Raw genomic sequence first — 24,368 nt, 5'->3', positions numbered from 1 at the left:
TGTAAAGCTGGGCTTTTTTTTGTAATACAAAACTTATTTTTGTAAATAATTGATTGTTTTTTTATTAAAATGTTACGGAATCCCGTAAAGATTTAACCATAACATTTTCTAGATTTGCGCCGAAATTAAAACTGCTTATGAAAAAATTTTACTTATTACTTTTTACACTTTTACCATTTTTAATTTACTCTCAGGATATCCTTTGGGAAAAATCATACGGAGGGATCCATGCAGATTATCTTTTTGATGCACTGCCAACGGCTGATTACGGATTTGTTTTGGCAGGAAGTTCTGTTTCTGATAAAACGGGAAATAAAACAGATGATAATCATGGTGATCTGGATTACTGGATCTGGAAAATGACGGAGAAAGGAGAACTTGACTGGCAGAAAAGCATTGGAGGAAATGGTTTTGATCTTCTTCAAAGCATTAAAAATACAAAAGACGGCGGATTTATTCTGGCAGGAACTTCCAGTTCAGGAAACAGTTTTCAAAAGAAAGAAGAATGTAAAGGTCTCAGCGATTTTTGGGTAATAAAACTTGATGCTTCCGGTACCGAACAATGGCAGAGAACTATTGGAGGAAATGGTCAGGATGAGCTTTTATGTGCTTTTCAGACTAAAGACGGAGGTTATATTCTGGGCGGTTCATCCGGTTCCAGCCCTTCTTCAATTTCAAATAATACTATAGATAAAAAAAATAGTGCTTCAGCTAAAACAGATTTATACAGTAAATCTGAAAAAAGCCGCGGTAATATGGATTACTGGATAGTAAAACTGGACAGGCAGGGTGTTATTGAATGGCAGAAAACATACGGAGGAGAATATGCAGATTTATTAAGAAGTATGGAACAGACTTCTGACAACGGTTATATTCTGGCAGGATATTCAACTTCTCCAATATCGGGAGACAAAACCGAAGCTAATAATGGTTCAGGAGATTACTGGATTGTAAAACTAAACGATTCAGGAGAAATCGAGTGGCAGAGAACGTATGGAGCAGAAGGCGATGATCAGCCGTATGTAATTCACCAGACTGCAGACGGCCGTTATATTGCCGGAGGAAATTCTAACAGCACGGGTGCCTTAACTTCACTAGGCGGGATTGTAGGCAGCGGGACGGATTTTTGGGTATTAAGACTTGATACAGAGGGAGGAGTTTTATGGAGCAAAACTTTCGATTTTGGTAAAGCAGATATCCTGACATCGCTGGTGGAGAACAACGATCATACTTATTTAATCGGCGGTCACACCAAAACAGAAACCAGGCAGTCTGTAATTGGCGATTTGGCAAAAAAGGCAGGAATTGGTAAAGAAAAAGACGGAATCAACGATTACACAGCGCTCAAAATAGATGATAAAGGAGAAGAGTTATGGAGTAAAACCGTGGGAAGTAACGGTGAAGATATTTTAAGAAAACTGGTCGAAACCCGAGATGGCGGTTACTTAATGGCCGGAACATCAAACGCTGCCTCATCAAAAGATAAAAATTCAAATATTGGCGGAAATGATTTTTGGGTTGTAAAATTGAAAGATAAAACAAAAGTTGAAAAAGTTAAAGCCAGTATTGAAGCAATCCCCAATCCTGCGGTTACATACACCAATATTATTATTGGTTATGACTTCAAGGAAGGTACCGCCACAGTTGTAGATATTCTAGGCAGAACTTTACAGCATTTTAGTATAAACAGCAGAACTGTTCCGGTGAATTTAACCGGTTATGCAGAAGGAATTTATATTATAAAAATTCAGACAGATGTTAAGACAGAGTCTGTGAAAGTAATTAAAACCGTTAATTAAAAAGAAAATGAATATTTTATCACTACAAAAAACTATTAAAAATTTGTTCTTTTTAACAGTTATATATATGCCGCTGGTAATTTTTGGACAAATTTCAGAAAATGACCCCAGTAAATATGTACCTAATATTATCCCTCCTTCTCCTACAGCTTATGCATTAGGAACGTATGGAAACACACCTATTGGTTTATTTACCGGATCACAAAATATAAATATCCCTTTGTATACCTATAAAACAGCCAATTTAGAAGTTCCAATCAGCATGTTTTACAGTTCAAATGGTATAAAAGTAGATGAGATTTCTTCAAATGTAGGGCAGAGCTGGAACCTTAATTTTGGCGGGGTTATTACAAGGGTGGTAAGGGACAAACCCGATGAAACCCGGGGAGACTATCCTATTCCAATTTCCATAACAGAACAGATGGGGCGTTATTCGCCTCCGGCTTTGGACTTTTACCAATACATTGGAGAAAACGATGTGGACAGCGAAGCTGATATTTTTAATTTTAATTTTGGGAAATATTCAGGTAAGTTTATCTTAAATAATGAAGGTGGTGTCGCTTTGATGCCTGCCCAGGAACTTCGGATTGAGTACACACTGACCCCGGAAAGTATAAATTTTGTAATTACAGCACCCGATGGTGTTAAATATTATTTTGATAATCAGGAAATTACCACACAGAGGGTTTTAGGAAGCGGTCATTCTATCCCTAATATAACAGTTTCATCATGGTATTTGAGTAAAATTGTTCATCCTAAAGGAGATGAAATCCAGTTTACTTATAATGATGCTGTGTCTGTTTACACAGCTTCAAAATCACAGACTTACAGAATGCTGTATCCCCGCATACAATATGATGCTGCAGGTAATTTGGAACAGTACACAGGAGGTTTAAGCTCCATGTATGACCATACCATAAATCTGGCAGGGAAAACAATAAAATCCATAAAGAGTACAAACCCAATTCATGGGGAAGTTTCGTTTACTTATCTTTCTGCTTCGAGTGCAGATGTAACATCCGGAAATAACAAAATATCGCAGATTACTATAAAAGATAAGGCGGCGGCTGAAATTGACCGCATCAATTTTACTTATACCACAACAGCTAACAGCAGGGTCTTTCTGGATAAAATCCAGTTTAAGGATGTAAACCAAAACTATCAGTTTGAATACAATAACAGAAACAGCTTTCCGGCGAGATTATCTTTGAGCCAGGACCACTGGGGGTATTATAATGGTAAAACTAATGTCAATATCGTACCTAAAAGTACGGCGTATGAACTAGGATCTGTAAATTATAACGGGGCAGATAAAGAACCTGATGGGAATTTTGCAAAAATTGGTTTAATGACAAAAATTATTTACCCGACAAAAGGATATACTACATTTGATTATGAGCCAAATGATTATTATGGCCAGATAACGGTTCAGCCCAGCAGGGTTTACAGCTCGGTGAGTGCTGTTACAACAGAAGAAGCAAATACTGCAGTTTCCCAATCAACTTTTACAAGCGGCTCAATGGCCCAAAATGTTCCTTTAACTGCGGGAGTAAGTTTCTCCTGTCCGGATCCCGATTTAAATCTGGGCAAAAATAAAGCGACAATAAGCGTCTATAATGATACTGCAAAAAGGTACGAGACACTTTACAGGTCAGACAATGCTGCTGAAGTTACTCTCAATACTTATCAAATAACCCCAAGTATGAGTACTGCAGCAAAAAACCTGTATTTTGTCGCAGGGGCAAATCAAAATTATATTATTAGCTTAAGTGCTGATTGGAACTGTACATCAGCTTCTGTCAATTATAATTATATACCCGCAGGAGGGGTTGTTGTACCATCAAATGTTATAACCGGCGGAGTAAGGGTGCAGCGCAGTTCTGATTATGCATCTGCATCATCAGCTCCTGTTATCAAAAGGTTTTTTTATGCTAAAAAAGATGATCTGACCAAATCAACAGGAAACAAAGGACAGGATCCTTATTATATTGATTTTTATAAAGTACAAAAAACTATAGAATCTGCAGGAGCAGGAATGCAGGGGGTTATAACTACTGCCACCTATTTAAACTTATCATCAAGCAGTTTGTCTTCATTATTTGATACCGGCAGTTCAAATGTATTTTATAATTATGTGACCATTTCATACGGATCGGATTCTTTTTTAAACGGCGGTGAAGAACATGAATTTATTGTTCACCGTGATGGCGGCGGCGGTTTTGTCGTAGGAACTTATGATGTAAGAAGCACACCTCTGTCTAATCTGGGCTGGGATAACGGCCTGCTGAAAAAAGCCACCTATTTTAATAAAGACCTAAAAACCGTTAAGCAGACTATAAATGAATATGAGGAAAGAACCGCTTTAAGAAAAGAAGCCATATCCTACAGTGCCAGAAAAAATTATGAAAAAATTGCTTCGGCACCAGTTAATTATGTTTGTACAGAGGCAGATTTAACCAAAAGAACACCATATTGGTCATGTGTAGCAAATCATAGACATGAAAAAATGATGAATGAGATATTTTTCGGAGATGGTTACACCTGTATAGCCCCAGGCCATGATAACAGAACAATATATTTTCCGCATCCCTGCTACGGGGTTACTCTGCCCAAAACAATTTCAAATCTGGCAAACATTGATAATATCAGTATCGTTTCCTATTCAAATATTTCGTTCTGGCATTACTTAAAATCCACTCAGGAAATCACTTATGATCTTAACGGAGGGAACCCTGTCAGCACAGTCACTAATTATAATTACAGAGGGATTAATCATACACTATTATCATCGCAAACCTCAACCAGCTCAAATCAGGAAGCACTCGAAACCAAATATTTTTATGCCAAAGATACTGAAATGGCGGGCGAACCATTTGTAAGTGAACTCAAAGCAGCCAATATGGTTGGAATGCCGTTAGACACACAAAATTTCAGGAACTTAGTAAAAGTATCCGAACAAAAAACGGGTTACGAAAGAAATGCATCAACAAGCAATTTATTACTGCCAAGATATATGTATGCAAACAAAGGAACAGCGGCTATCGTTACTGCTGATAAAAAAATAACTTTTGACCAGTATGACGATAAAGGAAATATTCTGCAGTACACACTCGAAAACGGAACTCCTGTTTCGATTATCTGGGGGTATAATAAAACACAGCCTATTGCCAAAATAGAAAATGCGCTTTACAGCACTGTATCAGGTTACGTGGCTAATCTGCAGACACAATCTGATACAGGGACAGAAGCAGCATTGACAACTGCTCTTAATTCTTTAAGGACTGCTTTGACAGACAAAATAGTAACAACCTATACTTATCTGCCGCTTATTGGGGTAAGCACTATTACAGATCCTAAAGGTTTTCCAACAACTTACAAGTACGATGCTAACGGCAGGCTTGATTATGTAAAAGATAATGAAGGAAACGTGGTATCAGAGAACCAATACAATTACAAGCCATAAAACCAAAAACAGTATGAAAAATATAATCAAATTTTTTTTGGTTTTGTTTCCTTTTACGGCAATAGGCCAGACACAAACCGAAAATTACGTTAAAACCGTTACTTATAAGAAACCTTCTCTTGTAAAAATAACAGCCCCAACAATCGATCAGGCTGCTCAAAACGTCACCTATTTTGATGGTCTTGGACGGCCAATGCAGCAAATTGTAAATAAACAATCATCTGACTCAAAAGATATTATAACCTATATGGGTTACGATGCTTTTGGCAGACAGGTAAAGGAATACCTGCCGTATGAAGCATCTTCAACTAATATGGCTTTTGACTCAAATGCTGAAACAGCAGCGATAAATTTTTATAATACCGCTAAATATGAAAACACAGCCAATCCGTTTTCGCAAAAGAGTTTAGAATCTTCACCATTAAACAGGGTACTGAAACAAGCTGCTCCCGGAACTCCATGGGCAATGGGCAGCGGTCACGAAATTAAAGTAAACTATCAGACCAACACGGCTGCAGAAGTAAAATTATTTAAAGCCATTACAACGTGGACAGCAGGATCAGGCTTATATGAAATTTCATTTTCAGATGCCGGAAACTATCCCGCAAATGCGCTTTATAAAAACGTAACTTATGATGAAAATACCGCTGCAAGCCCGATAGAAACGGCAGGCTCAACAGTAGAGTTTAAAAACAAAGAAGGACAGGTTGTTTTAAAAAGGACTTATGATGCCGGAACAAAACATGATACTTATTATGTTTATGATATTTATGGAAACCTGACCTACGTAATTCCGCCAAAAGCAGACGGAACCATAACCTCTGATGTTTTAAACGGATTATGCTACCAGTATAAATACGATAATAAAAACCGACTTGTCGAGAAAAAACTCCCAGGAAAGCAGTGGGAGTTTATCGTTTATGACAAGCTGGACAGGGTTGTCGCGACAGGTCCTGCATTTTCGCCCTTTAAAGACGATGCTGCAATAGGCTGGATCATTACCAAATATGATGTTTACGGCAGACCGATTTATACAGGCTGGAGCAGTCAGGCAGTAAGTCCTGCAGCAAGGTTTACACTGCAGGGAAACCAAAACACGGCAGTAACTTTGTTTGAAACCAAGGCTGCGACTACTATAGATGGAATTGCCGCTAATTATAAAAATAGCATTGCACCAACCAGTTTTAAACTTTTAACAGTTAATTATTATGATGATTATACCTTTACCGGTGCTCAGGCAGTACCTGCGTCTGTAATAGGAAAGCCGGTTTTAACCAATGTAAAAGGACTCTCAACCGGAAGCTGGACAAGAGCTTTAAGCACGGCTGCTTCTACTGCAGGAGAAACAACTACAATTTTTTATGACACTAAAGGAAGAGTGATAAGCACTTATGTAAAAAATCATTTAACTGGTGTAAGCCATACCGATAACGAACTTGATTTTACAGGAAAATCACTTACAACCCAGACAGAACACCAGCGTGTAAGCGGCGGTGCAAAAATTAATATCGAAGAAAAATTTACGTATTCTTCTCAGGATCGTCTGCTCACCCATACCCACAAAATAGGAGCAGGAACAGCGCAGCTTATGGCGGCTAATACTTATGATGCTTTAGGGCAGCTAACCCTTAAAAGTGTTGGTAACACTACGGGCGCACCTTTGCAGAAAGTAGATTATAACTACAATATTAGAGGCTGGCTTACCGAGATTAACAAAACAGCAGGTTTGCAGCAGGGAACTGACCCAAAAGATTTGTTTGCTTTTAAAATTAATTATAATGCAACCCAGGCTGTAATAAGCGGTGTTAACGGGCTGTATAACGGAAATATATCTGAAACTTTGTGGAGAACCGGGTCAGATAATATAGAACGTGCCTACGGTTATCAATATGATAACCTAAACCGATTAAAAAATGCCATTTACGAAAAAAGCGGCGTGACCACAAATGCGTATGATGAGAATTTGACCTACGATAAAAACGGAAATATCGTCTCTTTAATGCGAAAAGGAGACACTGACCCGCAGATACAGCCTATTTTAATAGATAACCTGGCTTATACTTATCTCGCAAATTCTAACCAGCTGAGCACCGTTTTAGATAACAGCAATAACACCAGCGGTTTTAATGATTTTAATAAAACAGGCGACGATTATGGTTATGATGCCAATGGAAACCTTATTCTTGATAAAAACAAAAACATTACCGCAATACAGTACAACCATCTTAATTTACCAAAGAAAATAATTTTTGGAACAACCGGGAGTATTGAGTATATTTACAATGCAACAGGGCAGAAACTGGAGAAAATTGTAACCGAAGGTACAACGGTGACGACAACAAATTATCTGGACGGATTTCAATATAAAAATACTGTTTTAGAATTTTTCCCAACAGCTGAAGGCTATGTAAAAAACGACAATGGTATTTATTCGTATGTGTTTCAATATAAAGACCATTTAGGTAACGTTCGCTTAAGTTATGCTAAAAATGCACAGAATGTTCTTGAAATTATTGAAGAGAATAATTATTACCCTTTTGGTTTAAAACATAAGGGGTATAATGATTATACGACGACTAATAATAAGTATAAGTATAACGGCAAAGAACTGCAGGACGAGCTGGGGCTTAACTTCTACGACTATGGAGCAAGGAATTATGACCCTGCTCTGGGACGTTGGATGAATATTGACCCGTTAGCGGAGAAATACTTTAATTTGAGTCCATATAATTATGTAGCTGATAATCCAATAATATATATCGACCCTGATGGCAAGGAAATTATTGTTGCTAATAAAGCAGACCAAGGTACAGTCTTAAAAATGATAAATAGTAAAGCATTAGGAACTTTTGCTTTTAACAAAAGTGGTCATTTATATTTAGCCAAAGCTGGTGGGGATTCTTCTAAATTCTCATCTTATTACTCAAAACAACTTGTAGCGGCAATAAATGATAAAGAGAAAATAAATATTTCCATAGGTCAGACCTTTCAAGAAAAAGGCAAAACAAAAAGTGTAGATAATGATGCTGGTGGAGGTGTTACCAGTAAGAAGAGTACAACTACAACATATTCAGATGGTACGAAAACTGTTACCAAAGAAGCTGATGTTACTATTTCTGGAAATCCATTAGTAGGATTAAAAGATACAAACGGTAATGCTTTGACTGATAATCCTGCGGATATTTTAGCTCATGAGCTAGTGGGACATGCTATACCATACATTACTAAAACAGATACTGGTAATGCAGTTGATAATGAGAATAAAGTTAGAAAAGACACTAACTCACCAGAGAGAGCAAACGAACCTAATCATAAAGAATAATATTCATGAAAACAAAATTAATTATATTTATAAGTTTGGCACTGATATGTTGTAATAAGAATACAAAACAAAAGGCAGAAGTAATAAACATAAAACAACAACAATTAGATGGTTCTGTATTTGGTGTATGGCAAATGTGCAAAAGTACTGGAGGTGGTGAAGAGACCTCGTATAACGTGTGTCCAACCATACTTTTTTCTGAAGATGGAACTGGAAATATAAAATCTTTGGAAAAAAAATACTGTGATTTTCAGTTTTCATCTAAAAACGATAGAATTGTTTTCTCTTTTAAATCTGCAAATGATAGAAACGCTTTTTTTGCAACTGGTACAGAGTTTATCTTTAAATTTAACATTGCAAATAATATAGAAACACTTGAACTCTCTCAATTGAATACAGATTATAAATTTATATTAAGCAGGATTTCTCGATAAGATAAAACCAGATAGCTCGGAAATATACTAAATTTCGTCAACGGATAGAGCAGTTTATAAACTGTACTCACAACAATAATCAAAAAAGCCACTTCAATATCGGAGTGGCTTTTGGTTTTTATGGAGTTGCTACATGTTTAGGGAATAGCCGTAAATGTACCTGCGGTGATATTGAATCTTTTTTCTACTATTTTAGTACCGTCACAGTAACCTAATGGAACACCATTATCATTGGTTAAGTTACTAATATTGAATTCCCCTTTTAAGGTTTTTCCATCAAAACTAGTGATTTTTATTGTTCCAGATGTTTCATCTGTATCCCCGATCGCGCGGATATGCGCAACGATAGCGCGGAAATTTTTTCCGTGCCCGCAAAGGAAATCGACAAAGAGAAATAGAAAAGAAACCTCGCCAGCAGCGAGGTTTTTTTGTGTTTTAAAACTTTAGTAAATGCGCTTGTTTTTGCTGCATAAATGCTTTTATTGTTTTTCTTTTGAATATAAAATTCCCTGGCATTTATGCAGCAAAAACAAGCCTAGCCCTTGCGGTGACTGAGCAAAATAAAAAACTTACCTAGTGCGCGGGCAGAAGCGTCGGCTCTGCTGAGTGGTCTAATGGAAACGAGTTATTTTACATAATGAGTTTATAGTGCAGGGCGTAGCCGTAGCACTATAATGACTTATTATGTAACATAGCTTTGGTGTGGTTTTTTACTTTTGGTCTTGAAAACCCAACCGCAAAGTGTATCGACAAAGAGAATAAAAAAACCACTCGGAAATGAGTGGTTTTGGTGTTTTATAATCAAAATATTATCCTACGTTGGCAAAAGCTTTTCTTGTTTTAAAATCACGAATGTAGGTATCAATTAAATCATATAGAGTTTGTTTTTTACTTTCTTCGAGAAGTTCCAGATCAATAATACGTTCAAGTGTTCTTTTATCAAAAGAAGTCTGACTGGTCACACCAACCAAATAATCTAAAGAAACCCCAAGTGCATCGGCAATTTTTTTGGCTGCATCAATAGAAGGTACAGCTTCGCCTCTTTCATATTTACCAATCATAACTCTTGATACTTGACTTTTCTCGGCAAGATCACTTTGTGAGAAACCGTTTTTGTCTCTTAATTGCGATATAATAGCACCTGTGTTCATGTCTAAAAAGGGATAAAAGTTAATGATATTGATGTGATATGGCAAATTTAAGCAATTATAGGATATAAAAAAATCGGATAGGATTTGTGTTGTTGAAAACAATTAGATACATTTGTATCTAATAATAACAGGAATAAATTTTTATTTTTTTTTTAATCAAGATAACTCCAGCAACCCTGACTAATTTAAAAACGATGCACTATGAAAATTAAACCAAGAAAAAAATACCATTATGTGGGTAAAGTAAAAAGAATCACCGCTTATTATAATTGTTACCAGTTAGATAATGGCTGCCGCAGATTAAATTATTCTTTTTTTATCTCAAAAGTGTGGCTGAAACATTTTGGAGTTCCCATAGAAAATTGTGATTTAGAAATAGGCTTAAGTGCTGACTCGACAACATTAGGTATAAGTGTGACAGAAAAACAAACCCTTTAAAAAGGAATTATGACCATACAAGAAATCAAGCAAAGCCTAAATCTGTCTGCTGTACTGGATCATTACAACTTAAAGCCCAATAAAAACAAGATGCTTCTTTGTCCTTTTCATGAGGATAAAAAGCCGAGTTTACAGGTAAATCTTGAAAAAGATTTTTACAAATGCCACGGTTGTGATAAAAAAGGCGATGTGATACAATTTGTTCAGGATTATGAAAAACTTACTAAACACGAAGCCTTAAAAAAGTGTACTGAATTAGCCCAAAGTCCAATGTCAAAAATAGAAAGTCCAAAAGCTTACAGCATAAAGCCAAAAGCTTACGGCGAAAATGATAAAATCATTTTCTTAGAAAGAATGTTCCAGAGTTTTAGAAAAGGGATTTTTAACAGCAGTCCTGCAAAGGATTACTGCAGGGAAAGAAATCTAAACATAGACCTTTTAGAAATAGGGTTTAACTCAGGGCAGTTCCATCATGGAGAACGCAAAGACGAAAAACTTATCCAGAGCTGTTTAGATTACGGCCTGCTGAATTTAGGAGGAACTAACAGCCGTACAGGCGGGCAGGCGTATAAACCTTTTGGAAACAAATCAATTGTTTTTCCGCTGAGAAATAAAGAAAACCAAATCGTAAGCTTTTATTTTAGAAGTACGATAAATGAAAAAGAAGCCAAACATTTTTATCTTAAAAACAGATCAGGGCTTTATCCAAATTATCCAAAAAAGGAAACCCAAAAACTAATCCTGACCGAAAGTATTATTGACTGCGCAAGTTTACTGCAGATCGATAAAATTAAAGAAAATTACAGTTTACTGGCTTGTTACGGCACAAACGGCTTAAACGAAGAAATCCAAAATGCCATCAAAGAATTACAAGAATTAGAAGAAATTATTTTTGCTTTTGATAATGATGATGCAGGGAAAACAGCAGCAGTAAAATATGCCAATGAGTTTAGGGTTATGAATCCTGCGCTGATAATATCGACAATAGAACTGCCAAGCAAAGACATAAACGAAACCCTGCAGCTGCATGAACAAGAAATATTTACGGCACTTTTAGAACAGCGGAAAACAGTTTTATTTTCCTCTGAAAAAACAGATCAAAAGAGATCCTTTAAATCTGTGGCAGAACAAGAACCTATAAGCATTTTAAAGCAGAATGATGTTTTACAGCAGATCAACAAACTGATCGAGAAAAGCGGAATTATAGGCGAGGAAAACTCAAGATTACTGCTCTTTATCATTGCATCAAGTTATAAAACTAAAAGCCCGTTACATGCGATAGTTCAGGGAAGTTCAGGATCAGGAAAAACGCACCTGATCAGTAAAATAGCTGACCTGATCCCGCCCGAAGATGTACTGCGGTTTACAAGAATTACAGAAAGCAGTTTGTACAATTGGGGCGAATATGAACTGGTAAATAAAGTACTGGTTATAGAAGACCTGGACGGTCTGAAAGAAGAAGCCATGTTTGCTATGCGGGAACTCATAAGCAATCAAAGATTATCGAGTTCCGTATCGATCAAAGACAAAAAAGGAAATATAAAATCGACCAAGAAAGAAGTAAAAGGCATTTTCAGCAGTTTATCAGCCACGACAAAAGGCGAGCTTTACGAAGATAATATGAGCCGGAGTTTTCTGCTTGCCGTTGATGAAAGCGCAGAACAGAGCCGAAGAATTATAGACTATCAAAACCGAAAATATGCCGGAGAAATAGAACCTGCAGATCAGGAAAAAGCAAGGAACGAGCTGCAGCAGATCATTAGAAATTTAAAGACTTATGAAGTAATAAACCCTTACGCCACCAAACTGGAACTGCCCGAAGAAGTACACAAAATAAGGCGTTTAAACGAAATGTTCCAAAGCATCGTCAGACAGATCACTATTATCAACCAGCAGAACAGGGAACTGAAAAACGATAAACTCATTACCGAAATAGAAGATTTACAGCAGGCAACAGAAGTGCTTTTTGAAAGCATTATTTTAAAAGTCGATGAACTCGACGGGAGTTTAAGACAGTTTTTTGAACGCCTGAAAAAGCATCTTAAAAACAAAGAAAATGATTTTACCCAGCGGGAAATAAGACAAGCCTTTAATATGAGTAAAAGCCAGATACACCGCTATCTGCAAAGCTTGTTAGAGCTCGAATACATTAGACAAATAGGAGGTTATGCCAATAAAGGATTAAAATACAAAGTTGATTACTGGGATGATTACCAAAGATTAAGAATTAAAATAAAAGACAAATTACTATTACAAATCAAAGTATTAAAAAACAGTAATGGAACGCTAAAGAGACACTAATGGGACGCTGGATGAAACCATAACAATCTAAAATATAAACTCTTAAATATAAAATACAGCCCAGCGTCCCAAGTTCCAAAAAAGTAAAACCTGAAAAACATCATACTTATGCTTGCTAATATGATTTATGACTTTAGAAAAGAACTGCAGACTTTGGGATACTGCAGAAAAGTCATCAACACTTATCCAAAATATGCCCAAAAGCTTTTAGAATACACCAGAGAAACACCGCAGAGGATAACAGACACCCATATAAAAAACTATTACGGGCATCTGCAGACCCAGCCAAGCAGAGCAACAAAAAAAGTTATAAGCCAAAGCCACCTTTACAGCCAGCTGTTAGCCATTAAATTATACTTTGACTACTTAGAAAGAATTAAAAGCATAAAGAGAAATCCGTATAATTTAAAAATTAAACACGCTGCTAAAACAGAACGAAAAATATTTACCCAAAAAGAAATCAAACTCCTTTATAAAAGCTGTCAAAACAATATTGAAAGAGCCATATTACACTTGTGTTACAGCTGCGGACTTCGGCAGAACGAAGCAGAATTATTAAATATAAAAGATGTAAACCTAGAGCAGAAATTACTCTTTGTAAGAAAAGGAAAAGGAAAGAAACGCAGGGTTATCCCGTTTACAGAAACGATTGCAAAAGATTTAAAGGACTTTTTAAAAGATATAGAAATCATTAGAAAAGAAAACCAGGAAAGTTTTTTAATCAACACAAACGGATATAGAATGAAAGGGCTGAACATCTATAATTTATTTAAAAGACTGATAGGAAGAACCCAAAACCTAAAACCCGAAAACTACTGCCTGCACTCACTTCGGCACTCCATTGCAACGCATTTATTAGAAAATGAAATGTCCATCGAAATGGTACGGGATTTTTTAGGGCACAGCCAGCTCTCCACAACGCAGATTTATACCAGAACATCAAACTTAAAACTAAAACAATGAGCCATGAAAATCGAAGATTATTTAAAACAGGGTTTAATGCCGAGTTCGGTACAAAGTTATCTCTATGAGATCAATAAGTACAAAAAGCATAATAAAAAAGCAGACAGGTATAATTATCAAAACCTCATGCAGTATATAGAAATCCTGCAGAAACAATACAGCGCCGGCAATGTAAAAAAAACAATTGCATCGATCAAAAAATATTACGATTACCTGATTGAAACAGGAAAACGAAAAGACAATCCTGCCAGATCTATACGCCTGCGCAATGCTAAAGAAAACCCAATACAATTACAGGATTTATTTACTCCAAAAGAACTACAAAATCTTTTAAAACCAAGAAAAGAACGTTATCCGCTTTTGGCTAAAAGAAATCAAATCCTGCTAAGTTTACTAATCCATCAGGCTTTACGGGTAGGAGAAATAGAACATATAAAACTCAGCGATATAGATTTAGAAAAAGCCACCATACAAATCAAAGAAACAGGAATAACCAACGAGAGAAGTTTATCTTTAAAAGCAGAACAAATCCTTTTATTATACCAATACATCAATCAGGACAGAAACAGTCTTAAAACCTTTAGAAATAATCAAAATGCTTTATTATTAGGCAAACTTGGAACACCAATAACCAAAGACGATATTGATTATTTAATCAGCACTTACCAAAAAGAGTTTAAAAAGAAATTAACCGCAACGAGAATCCGCCAGAGTGTAATTGCCAATTTACTGGCCAAGAACAACGACCTTAGAACCGTTCAGTATTTTGCAGGACACAAAAGTCCGGACACTACAGAAAAATACAAAGAAACTGGATTAAACGCCTTAAAGACAGCAGTCGAAAAACTGCATCCGATTAAATAAACTATTGTTACCAATATTTCTAATATTACCAGTATTACCAATTATAATTTTTTTAAAAATCTCGTTTTTTACAAACGAATAAACCGCCAAAAGTGAAGCGGCAAAATTGATAATGTCTATAAAGTTCATAAGACAAATATAACCAAAAAATCATTTAAATAAATCAAAGGTTCGAATCCTGTTATGGTCACAATTTTAAAAAATAAAATACTGATTATTAGTTATTAAATGGAATTAAGAAAGAAATTAATCCCACAATAGCCCGACAATTTAGTTTTTAAAGGAAATATCGCCATAAAACACCAAACGCAAAAAAGAAATAGGAACGCTTCGCTGAGTTTAATGTCCCGCCCATCCAACGCTCAGCCGACGCTCCTGCGGTCTGGGCTTCTGCCAACGCTCCTGCAGCACATTGCAAGTTGTTCCGCAGGCTCCACAATTGCAATAAGCTGCCCCCAACGCTCAAAGCCCAGCCCACTCCCAAGCTATGTTACATAACAAGCAATTATAGTGCAGGCCCTTCGGGTTCGCTTCGCCCTTCACTATAAGCTCGTTATGTAAAATAGCCGCACTCCCGACGCGCCACCCCACGGCCGACGCTTCTGCCAACGCACTACGAACCTTAATTATTTGTTCAGTCGCCACAAGGGCTATGCTCATTTTTACCGAAGATTTTTTCAGAAACATTTTTTTTCAATTGAAAAATAAGGATAAAAAAATCTTCGTTAAAAATCGAGCTTATAATCTATAAACCGATTTTTTTAATTGAAAGAATGTTACCATAGTTAACCATTTTTAATCTTCCCAATATATAATATTGCTATGAATCCATGTCACAGCATATCTAAAATGCGCTGCTTTAATTTGTGAAATGAAAAAAAACAAAAGGTCAGGCAGGGCAATTTTTAGTGTCCTATTTTATTTTAAAGCTTGTAAATACCTTGCAGACGCTGGGATTTTTAGAAACCGTCCTTTTTTAGAGTCTAAAACCCTAATAGGCGAATAAAAAATAATTTAAAAAAAATCAACTTTTTTAGAAAATGGGAATATTTATATATAAAGAAGATATTATGGACACAAGTATATTAATAGTAATAATTGTTTTAGTCTTCATCGTTGTGATGACTATTATATTAAATTTTGTCGAAAAAGACAGAATACCTCTTATGGCAGACTTTTTTGAAAAAGTACTTCCGAGAATACCGTTTAGTAAAATGTTCCCGGGAAAGAAAAAAAAGAAAAAATGAATTTATTTTTTTCAAATGAAAAGAAAAATTGTAAGAAAAATAATTAGATTTTTTCTTTTCATTTGAGAATATAATCTATTTATTTTTCTATTTTTACCAAGTAGGAAAAATGAAAAGAACGTTCTTAAAAAGAAGATGCTCGCGCGAAGCTTGATATTGCACAGGACACAACAAGTATAAGTACAACGGCAAGGAGCTCCAAGACGAGCTGGGACTTGGGGTTTACGACTATGGAGCAAGAAATTATGATCCTGCATTAGGACGCTGGATGAACATTGATCCATTAGCTGAAAAAATGAGAAGACATAGTCCATATAATTACGCTTTTGATAATCCAATATATTTTATTGATCCTGATGGTATGGCGCCTAGTGATTGGATAAATTGGATTGGAACAAATGGACAGCAACATATAACTTACGATAAAGATGTAAAAACTGTAGAGCAAGCTGAAGCAAAGGGCTATGGAAATGTAAAACAAGTTTTTGAATCTGGTACTGCACATACAGAGGATTACAGTACAATGGTTTCGTTTGCTGCTGATGGAAATATAGTTGTAAACAATGGTGAAAAGACAGATACTGACGATGGAGGTGTTACAACTGAAAATGGTACTTATATTTCTAAAAATAAAGGTTTAGGAGATGCATTAGGAGATCAAGTACCAGGTGCATTGCAGAATCTTGGAGATAGTCTAACTCTAGCTGCAGTTCCTGTAGGTGCTACGGGAGTTGGGCTCCCTTTAGCAACTGAAATGGCTTATGTTGGAGGAAAAATTTCTGCCGTAGGAACGGGTTTAGAACTTGTAAATGATGCATTTGAAGGTAACTTTAGTTGGAAGAAATTTTTCACAAAAGCAGCCATTGAGGGACTTTCAGGTGGCTTAGGAGGGTCTAGTGTATTTGGTCCAATGGAGCAAATAATTAATGACAACCTTTTTAACGGAGTAGATAAACTTGGAGATTCGATTTTAGATCAGAAAAAATAAACATCAAAATCATGATTTATATATATTATATTATAGGAACTATATTTATAATTTATACTTTAATAAATTTTAAAAAAAAACCTAATGATACAGTTTTTAACAGATACTATAATTCCAAATATGATAGAATAGTTATCATTATAGTATTTGGAATTATTGCATTTATTATATCTTTACTAACGAAAAAGAATTGAAAAGACCGCTATATGAGACTGAATTATATTTTACTATTCTTAATAGTATTTTTTCCAAAGAGTTTATATTCGCAAAGGATTGATTTTAAAGATGAAAACTTAAAAAAAGCATTGTTAGAATTAGGTTATGATGTGAACAAGGATAATGAAATTCAAATTTCAGAGATAGATACTATAAGTAAGTTGAAGATTTCAAATAAAAACATAAAAAGCTTGGATGATTTGATGTATTTCAAAAAACTTAAGATAGTAAATGCAATGAAAAATCAGGTTGTAAATTTAGATGTCTTTTTTAATAATTCGACTATTGAAGAAATATATATCGGTGAGAACAACCTTGGAAAAAAGCTCATGTTAAAAAATATGCCAAAATTAAAAGGGCTTTATGCTTTTAGAAATGGTTTAAATGAACTGGTTTTAATTAACACTTCTAATATTGAATCACTGTATCTGCAAGGAAATTTATTCGAAAAGATTAGTTTGTATGAACTTCCGAAACTAAAAAATTTGCAATTGTCTGAAAATAATAATTTAAAAAAGATCGATGTAAAAAAGAATGTTGAACTAATTCAGCTTTATCTTAATTCAACGAAAATTGAAAAGCTAGATATTTCTAACAATCCTTTATTGAAAACGCTTTACATTGAGAACGGAGTTGATTTATCAAAATCAGAAAATCAGAAAAATTTTAAGCCTATGCAGATGATTAAATTATCAAATTAATAGAATGCTAATAAAAGTGGTAATGTATCAGATGTGTTTGTGGTTAATTATTGCACCCAGCTGTGCGAAGAGTTCTACTGGAAATGCTGTGCGAATGTCTCCGACTTCGCACCGACAAAGAGAATCAGCAGAATAAAAACAAAAAACCTCGCCAGCCGGCGAGGTTTTTTTGTGTATTAAACTTTAGTAATCGTGCTTGTTTATGCAGCAAAAACAAGCATAGCCCTTGCGGTGACTGAGCAAAATAAAAACTTACCTAGTGCGCGGGCAGAAGCGTCGGCTTTGCTGAGAGGTCTTTTGGAAACGGGATATTTTACATAATGAGTTTATAGTGCAGCGCGAGAGCGGCAGCACTATAATGACTTATTATGTAACATAGCTTTGGTGTGGTTTTTACTTTTGGTCTTGAAAACCCAACCGCAGAGTGTATCGACAAAGAGAATAAAAAAACCACTCGGAAATGAGTGGTTTTTGTGTTTTATAATCAAAATATTATCCTACGTTGGCAAAAGCTTTTCTTGTTTTAAAATCACGAATGTAGGTATCAATTAAATCATATAGAGTTTGTTTTTTACTTTCTTCGAGAAGTTCCAGATCAATAATACGTTCAAGTGTTCTTTTATCAAAAGAAGTCTGACTGGTGACACCAACCAAATAATCTAAAGAAACCCCAAGTGCATCAGCAATTTTTTTGGCTGCATCAATAGAAGGTACAGCTTCGCCTCTTTCATATTTACCAATCATAACTCTTGATACTTGACTTTTCTCGGCAAGATCACTTTGTGAGAAACCGTTTTTGTCTCTTAATTGCGATATAATAGCACCTGTGTTCATGTCTAAAAAGGGATAAAAGTTAATGATATTGATGTGATATGGCAAATTTAAGCAATTATAGGATATAAAAAAATCGGATAGGATTTGTGTTGTTGGAAACAATTAGATACATTTGTATCTAATAAGGTAGTGTTTCAAAGTTAGTGATATGAGATTTTGAAAATATAACCTTTTGAAATTGAGTGAATTTTAGAAATAAATAATTTAAAGATGAGCAGTAATGCTCATCTTTTTTGTTTTAATATTGCCTTAAACGAGCTAAAATGAGTAAAATTGCGACATGGTGTTCCAAAGTTAGTGATGGTATGAATTGTCCAAAATGTAAAGAACAAAAGGTTATTAAAAATGGGAGAACAAAAAACAATAAACAGCAGTACTATTGTAAAATGTGCTCTCACCGTTTTATAGAATATTATACAAATCAAGCTTGCAAATTAGATATTAATGAAAAGATTATTCAATTAACCAAAGAGGGTTTAGGTTTAAGAAGCACTGCAAGAATACTGGAAATATCAACCACAACATTATTGAAAAGAATTGTCTCCATTGCGAGAAATATAACCAGACCAATTGTCAGCAGAGGCAAAACTTACGAAGTAGATGAACTGTGTACTTATGTCAGACACAAGAAAAATTATATCTGGCTGGTTTATACTTTGGAAAAGAATTCTAAAAATGTGGTTAGTTTTAATGTAGGCAAACGAACTAACAAAACTCTGAATCGTGTTTTGGAAACTCTGAAATTATCAGAAGCAAAAAAGATATTTACAGACAGACTTAAAAACTACAGGTATCTGATTGATGAGAAAATGCATTCTGTCAAGCGTTTTGGAACAAACCATATTGAAAGGAAAAATTTGACGCTCAGGACTCATATAAAAAGACTCAACAGACGGACAATCTGCTTCAGTAAAAGTTTAGTAGTTTTTATTGCTGTCTTAAAGATTTACTTTTGGATATGAGCAATAAACAGTAAATTTAACCTTTAAAATCATGTTCTTAAATATTGCATTTAACAGGTGAAACCTTGTAAAGATATTCGAAAACCCTAATAAATATAATATAAGTACAACGGCGAGGAACTGCAGGACGGCTGGGACTTAATTTCTACGACTATGGTGCACGTAACTATGATCCTGCACTTAGCAGATGGATGAATATTGACCCATTGGCAGAAAAAGGTCGCAGATGGTCTCCATATAATTATGCAATGGATAATCCCGTGTATTTTATTGATCCTGACGGGATGTGGCCAGATCCTCCAGGATGGTTAAAAAATTATGTTACTGGAGCTTGGAAAGCTACAGCTAATTTGGTTGATGGAGCCATCAATGGGAATGCCATTAGTATAACAAATGGTATAGTTGCTGCACAAAAAGTTGCATCAGCCTACAAAAAAGGTGGCTTATCAGCTGCAGATGGAACTCGGACACGTCCTGATTTTGTAACAGTCGATGCAGAAGGAACAATTGGAATTACAGAAGCAAAATCTTCTGCGACTGTGCCTCTTACAAAGAATCAAAAATCAGCATTCCCTCAAATTGAATTGGGAGGAGGAACAATAATTGGAAATAACGGGAACTCAATTGACTTGCCAGCAGGAACTCAAATTCCTCCTACACAAGTTAATGTTGTTCGACCATAAATAATTTAAAATATGACATATGATAGAATAGATTGGCATTCAGGAAATAACTTCCCTAAAGAGCTGCCATTAGAAAATGGAGGCATCCATATTGGAATGTTTCTTACATGGATAATAGATAATGATTTAATAGGATTGCTGCATCTTGAAAACTCCAAAGAATCAATTAAGAAAGTAAAGAATAGAGAAATGACTGGCACAGAATTTTTGATAAAAGAATGTGATAGTAAATTCTGGTCAGAAGACCTAAATGAAGAAGGTAATAAGTTTGCAAATTCCTATTATGCAAATGAAAATGATTATGGTCAATATATAGATGATTATTCAGAAGTTTTTAATCATTATAAAACTTTATACCATGTAGACGATAATCGGGAAAATTATAAAAAAATTGAGCCAATAATTACAAAAAGATATTCGGCTTGGAAAAACAAATAGGATTTGAAAATAGGAAAGAATATAAAAAAAACCTCGACAGTCGGAGAGGTTTTCTGCATTTTAAAACTTGTGTAATCGGCTTGTTTTTGCTGCATAAATGCTATTATTGTTTTTCCTTTTGAATATAAAATTTCCTGGCATTTATGCAGCAAAAACAATTATAGCCCTTGCGGCGACTGAGCAGAATAAAAACTTACCTAGTGCGCGGGCAGAAGCGTCGGGATTGGGAGAGGTCTAAAAGGAATGAGCTATTTTACATAATGAGTTTACCAGCTGAGCACTGTTTTAGACAACAGCAATAACACCAGCGGTTTTAATGATTTTAATAAAACAGGCGATGATTATGGTTATGATGCCAATGGAAACCTTATTCTTGATAAAAACAAAAATATCACAGCAATACAGTACAACCATCTTAATTTACCAAAGAAAATAATTTTTGGAACAGGAAACACAATTGAGTACATTTACAATGCGACAGGTGAGAAACTTGAAAAAATTGTTACTGAGGGAGCAGTTGTAACCACAACCAATTATCTGGATGGTTTTCAATACAAAAACACTGTTTTAGAATTTTTCCCGACAGCCGAAGGGTATGTTAAAAATGACAATGGTGTTTATTCGTATGTGTTTCAGTATAAAGATCATTTAGGAAACATACGTTTAAGTTACGGTAAAAACCCGGCAACACAAGTTCTTGAAATTATTGAAGAGAATAACTATTATCCTTTTGGCTTAAAACACAAAGGCTATAATATTGCAGCAGCTTCTACAAATCAAGCATCGAAACGACTTTACAACGGAAAAGAACTGCAGGACGAGCTGGGGCTTAACATGTATGACTATGGAGCACGAAATTATGATCCTGCTTTAGGTAGGTGGATGAATATTGATCCTAAAGCAGAGCAAGGAAGGAGATGGACACCTTATAATTATACTTTTAATAATCCAATTTATTTTATTGATCCTGACGGAATGTGGCCGGATCCTCCTAGTAAGGGATGGAATAGATTTATGGGAGGACTAAAATTAGTTGGAGGAATCTTAGAAGCAAGTGCAGGTACAGCAGGAGGAATTGCAACTTCTTGGACAGGAGTCGGGGGAGTCGTTGGAGGTGTAGTAGATGTCCACGGTGCTGATGTGGCAGGTTCGGGTCTTAGTCAATTAATTACGGGCGAAGACACCTCTTCTTTAACTAGTCAAGCAATACAGTCAACAGGTGTTTCTAAAGGTACAGCTGATGCAATTGATGAGGGAATTAGTATTGTTGGCTCAGGAGCGGCTGGTGGGGTTGCATTGAAGGCAGAATCTGCTGCCAAAGTAAGAGTTAATATCGCAAGTGAAGCTGAAAATGTAGCACCCGTAACAGACAAAATATATAAAAGACCTAATAACGCTACAACTCCAGCTCAAAGAGCAAGTGTACAAGGAAAACCGTGTGTTCATTGTGGAGGAACTTCCACTCCAATGATAGTAACCATATTACTCCATTAGTAGAGGAACATTATAAAACGGGAACAATTGCCTTGTTAAGATGCGCTCAGTTCAGGCAGTAAATGCACAATGTGCCACTTGCTCTGCAAGTCAAGGTGGGCAAATGAGTGCATTTTCAAAATTGATGAAAGCAATAATAAATAGTAGAAAATAATGAGTAATCTTGAAATAATACAGTTAGAAATTTGTAATAAATATGGGGTTAAGTTTGAACCATCTGCATTGGATTTAAAAGTGGGAATTTCTTTAGATATAAAGGAAAAAAGCAAATCTGAACCTATTCATGCATTACGACACCCAATTACTAGTGATACTACTGGTTGGTATATTTGGGCAGGTGAATATTCAGATGAAAAAGATTTTTTTCAACCTTTACACGTAGTCCATTTAGAAGAATGGTGTCCATTAATTTTTCCTTATTTAGGGCTTCCAGCAGGAAGTAGAGTTTTGATAGCTGAGAATGGGGATTATGTGGATGTATGGGAAGATTTATCTTTGTTAGATATTTAAAAAAATGGTAATGTATCAGATGTGTTGGTGCTTAATAATTCCATTTAACATTTACACATAATCAGAGATTTATAGTAATATCGTAAGTAAAATTAAAACAACCTTCGGGTTGTTTTTTTTATTTAATAATGTTTTAAATCGAATAAAATGGCTTTAAATAGTACTTGGTGCTGCAGATGTGTTGGTGAAATTAAATACATGATAAAATACGGCAAAACAAAATCAGGTAATCAACGATATATTTGTAAACTATGCAAGAAAACGAGAGTTGAAAATTATAATTATCAGGCATATAAACCAGATACAAACAAAAATATTGTTCAGTTGACCAAAGAAGGCTTAGGAATAAGAAGTACGGCAAGAGTATTAAAAATTTCAACTACAACATTATTAAAAAGATTAGTTTCAATTGCCAGAAACATCAACCATCCAATTATCAGCAAAGGAAGAACTTATGAGGTTGATGAAATGTGCACTTATATCAGGAACAAACGAAATTATACCTGGCTGGTTTATGCTCTGGAAAAGAACTCTAAAAGTGTTGTCGCCTTTTATGTTGGCAGACGAACTAATAAAACCTGGATACTTTAAAATTATCTGAAGCAAAAATGATATTTACCGACAAATTAAAAAACTACAGATATTTGACCGAGGAGAAATTACATTCTGTAAAACGCTTCGGTACAAATCATATTGAAAGGAAAAATTTGACGATGAGAACTCATCTTAAAAGATTGAATCGAAGGACTATTTGCTTTAGTAAAAGTCTATTAATTTTAGTTTCAATTTTAAAAATATACTTTTGGATTTGAGTTTTTAAATAATGAGTTTATCTGAAAAAACAGCAGTATTAATATTCTTGACTTAACTTATGAACCTTGTTTTGATTTAAAATCATTATTTACTAGGTATTTTAGAGAGATCACTACTCATAGACCCAGAGAGTATATTAACTTGATTTCTGCAGCAGCTTTAATTTCCTAAGATGATATCTTACAATTAGAAATAATTTTACATTTCCTTCATAATTAGTGTGTTAATAAGCTATGCTGATATAGTTTTGGTTTATACTTATTAAGGATTCGTTGAAACAATTATAATAATATTATAATTAAAATTTAGAAGATAAACGAATTACATCAGATAACTTTAATGCTTTAACGGATATAAATGTTAATAACGAAATTGAGCTCGTTTTAACCTTTATCTTATCGCCTAAACATTATCTACACATGAAAACAATCCAATTCAGAACCGATGATTTAACCCAGTACACCGTTTGTATTTCCCAAATTACCTGTATGTTTCCGGCAGATGAATCTTTAGGAACCTGGATTTATTTGAGCTGTGGAACCAGATTAAAAACTCTTTTAATTCTTGATATTGTTTTAGAAATGATCAGTAAAGCTGAAAATGAGGATTAACAGGAAATTAATAGCCTGAAAAACTATAACAATAAACTAAAAAAAAATTACAATTGAATTGCTGCCTATATTGCTAAATATGAATATTTTTTGCTCATCCTTTTTAAGTATATTTAAAGATATTTTTTATGAGTTA

The 24,368-nt window shown here is 35.0% G+C and carries 18 protein-coding genes and 1 pseudogene; 17 read left to right on the top strand and 2 right to left on the bottom strand.

The window, feature by feature from the left end; genetic code table 11:
• The first annotated feature begins 137 nt into the window (after positions 1–137).
• Genes LUU93_RS04320 through LUU93_RS04305 form a run of 4 tightly spaced genes read left to right on the top strand, consistent with a single transcriptional unit; the run spans position 138 to position 9,018 of the window.
• A complete protein-coding gene (locus LUU93_RS04320; protein ID WP_232678670.1) occupies positions 138–1,799 on the top strand; it encodes a T9SS type A sorting domain-containing protein in 1,662 nt (553 codons plus the stop codon).
• A 7-nt stretch (positions 1,800–1,806) separates the two neighbouring features.
• The gene (locus tag LUU93_RS04315) at positions 1,807–5,262 is read left to right on the top strand and encodes an RHS repeat domain-containing protein (RefSeq protein WP_232678668.1); all 3,456 of its coding nucleotides are present in this window, start codon (positions 1,807–1,809) and stop codon (positions 5,260–5,262) included.
• Positions 5,263–5,275: 13 nt separating this feature from the next.
• Complete coding sequence (locus tag LUU93_RS04310; protein ID WP_232678666.1) at positions 5,276–8,584, top strand: DUF6443 domain-containing protein; 3,309 nt, start codon at positions 5,276–5,278, stop codon at positions 8,582–8,584.
• A gap of 5 nt (positions 8,585–8,589) precedes the next feature.
• A complete protein-coding gene (locus tag LUU93_RS04305; RefSeq protein ID WP_091291046.1) occupies positions 8,590–9,018 on the top strand; it encodes a hypothetical protein in 429 nt (142 codons plus the stop codon).
• Positions 9,019–9,827: 809 nt separating this feature from the next.
• Here the strand turns inward: LUU93_RS04305 and LUU93_RS04300 are convergent.
• On the bottom strand, positions 9,828–10,169 hold the full coding sequence (locus tag LUU93_RS04300) for a helix-turn-helix domain-containing protein (protein ID WP_232678653.1): 342 nt from the start codon (positions 10,167–10,169) through the stop codon (positions 9,828–9,830).
• A gap of 201 nt (positions 10,170–10,370) precedes the next feature.
• On the opposite strand from LUU93_RS04300, the gene LUU93_RS04295 reads away from it, so the two are divergent.
• The 6 genes from LUU93_RS04295 to LUU93_RS04270 all read left to right on the top strand — a co-directional run bounded on the left by LUU93_RS04295 (position 10,371) and on the right by LUU93_RS04270 (position 17,887).
• A complete protein-coding gene (locus LUU93_RS04295; protein ID WP_232678664.1) occupies positions 10,371–10,607 on the top strand; it encodes a hypothetical protein in 237 nt (78 codons plus the stop codon).
• Positions 10,608–10,616: 9 nt separating this feature from the next.
• Positions 10,617–12,908: a CHC2 zinc finger domain-containing protein gene (locus LUU93_RS04290; RefSeq protein WP_232678662.1), complete on the top strand. Its 2,292-nt coding sequence runs from the start codon at positions 10,617–10,619 to the stop codon at positions 12,906–12,908.
• A 108-nt stretch (positions 12,909–13,016) separates the two neighbouring features.
• Complete coding sequence (locus tag LUU93_RS04285; RefSeq protein WP_232678660.1) at positions 13,017–13,871, top strand: tyrosine-type recombinase/integrase; 855 nt, start codon at positions 13,017–13,019, stop codon at positions 13,869–13,871.
• Between the two features lie 3 nt (positions 13,872–13,874).
• On the top strand, positions 13,875–14,735 hold the full coding sequence (locus LUU93_RS04280; RefSeq protein WP_232678658.1) for a tyrosine-type recombinase/integrase: 861 nt from the start codon (positions 13,875–13,877) through the stop codon (positions 14,733–14,735).
• A 1,455-nt stretch (positions 14,736–16,190) separates the two neighbouring features.
• On the top strand, positions 16,191–16,970 hold the full coding sequence (locus LUU93_RS04275; RefSeq protein ID WP_232678708.1) for an RHS repeat protein: 780 nt from the start codon (positions 16,191–16,193) through the stop codon (positions 16,968–16,970).
• Between the two features lie 206 nt (positions 16,971–17,176).
• Complete coding sequence (locus LUU93_RS04270; RefSeq protein WP_232678655.1) at positions 17,177–17,887, top strand: leucine-rich repeat domain-containing protein; 711 nt, start codon at positions 17,177–17,179, stop codon at positions 17,885–17,887.
• 492 nt (positions 17,888–18,379) lie between these two features.
• On the opposite strand, the gene LUU93_RS04265 is transcribed toward LUU93_RS04270, so the two are convergent.
• Complete coding sequence (locus LUU93_RS04265) at positions 18,380–18,721, bottom strand: helix-turn-helix domain-containing protein (protein ID WP_232678653.1); 342 nt, start codon at positions 18,719–18,721, stop codon at positions 18,380–18,382.
• A 263-nt stretch (positions 18,722–18,984) separates the two neighbouring features.
• Here LUU93_RS04265 and LUU93_RS04260 point away from each other — a divergent pair, with 263 nt between their 5' ends.
• The 7 genes and pseudogenes from LUU93_RS04260 (at position 18,985) to LUU93_RS04230 (ending at position 24,232) form a co-directional block, all read left to right on the top strand.
• Positions 18,985–19,683, top strand: coding sequence for an IS1 family transposase (locus tag LUU93_RS04260; protein ID WP_232678651.1), 699 nt, complete (start codon positions 18,985–18,987; stop codon positions 19,681–19,683).
• Between the two features lie 191 nt (positions 19,684–19,874).
• Positions 19,875–20,366, top strand: coding sequence for a hypothetical protein (locus tag LUU93_RS04255; RefSeq protein WP_232678649.1), 492 nt, complete (start codon positions 19,875–19,877; stop codon positions 20,364–20,366).
• Between the two features lie 12 nt (positions 20,367–20,378).
• Complete coding sequence (locus LUU93_RS04250) at positions 20,379–20,804, top strand: DUF7832 domain-containing protein (RefSeq protein WP_232678647.1); 426 nt, start codon at positions 20,379–20,381, stop codon at positions 20,802–20,804.
• A gap of 627 nt (positions 20,805–21,431) precedes the next feature.
• On the top strand, positions 21,432–22,298 hold the full coding sequence (locus tag LUU93_RS04245) for an RHS repeat domain-containing protein (RefSeq protein WP_232678645.1): 867 nt from the start codon (positions 21,432–21,434) through the stop codon (positions 22,296–22,298).
• Between the two features lie 153 nt (positions 22,299–22,451).
• Positions 22,452–22,808, top strand: a complete 357-nt coding sequence (locus LUU93_RS04240) for an immunity protein Imm33 domain-containing protein (RefSeq protein WP_232678644.1) — start codon at positions 22,452–22,454, stop codon at positions 22,806–22,808.
• 147 nt (positions 22,809–22,955) lie between these two features.
• Positions 22,956–23,620 (top strand): annotated as a pseudogene (locus LUU93_RS04235) (IS1 family transposase).
• 420 nt (positions 23,621–24,040) lie between these two features.
• Positions 24,041–24,232, top strand: a complete 192-nt coding sequence (locus LUU93_RS04230; RefSeq protein WP_232678642.1) for a hypothetical protein — start codon at positions 24,041–24,043, stop codon at positions 24,230–24,232.
• Positions 24,233–24,368 lie beyond the last annotated feature (136 nt).

Origin of the sequence: Flavobacterium soyae (assembly GCF_021245985.1) — a bacterium.
In the GTDB taxonomy this organism is placed as follows: Bacteria; Bacteroidota; Bacteroidia; order Flavobacteriales; family Flavobacteriaceae; genus Flavobacterium; species Flavobacterium soyae.
Note: the sequence above shows the minus strand (reverse complement) of the source record. Positions and strands in the feature narration are given on the sequence as shown.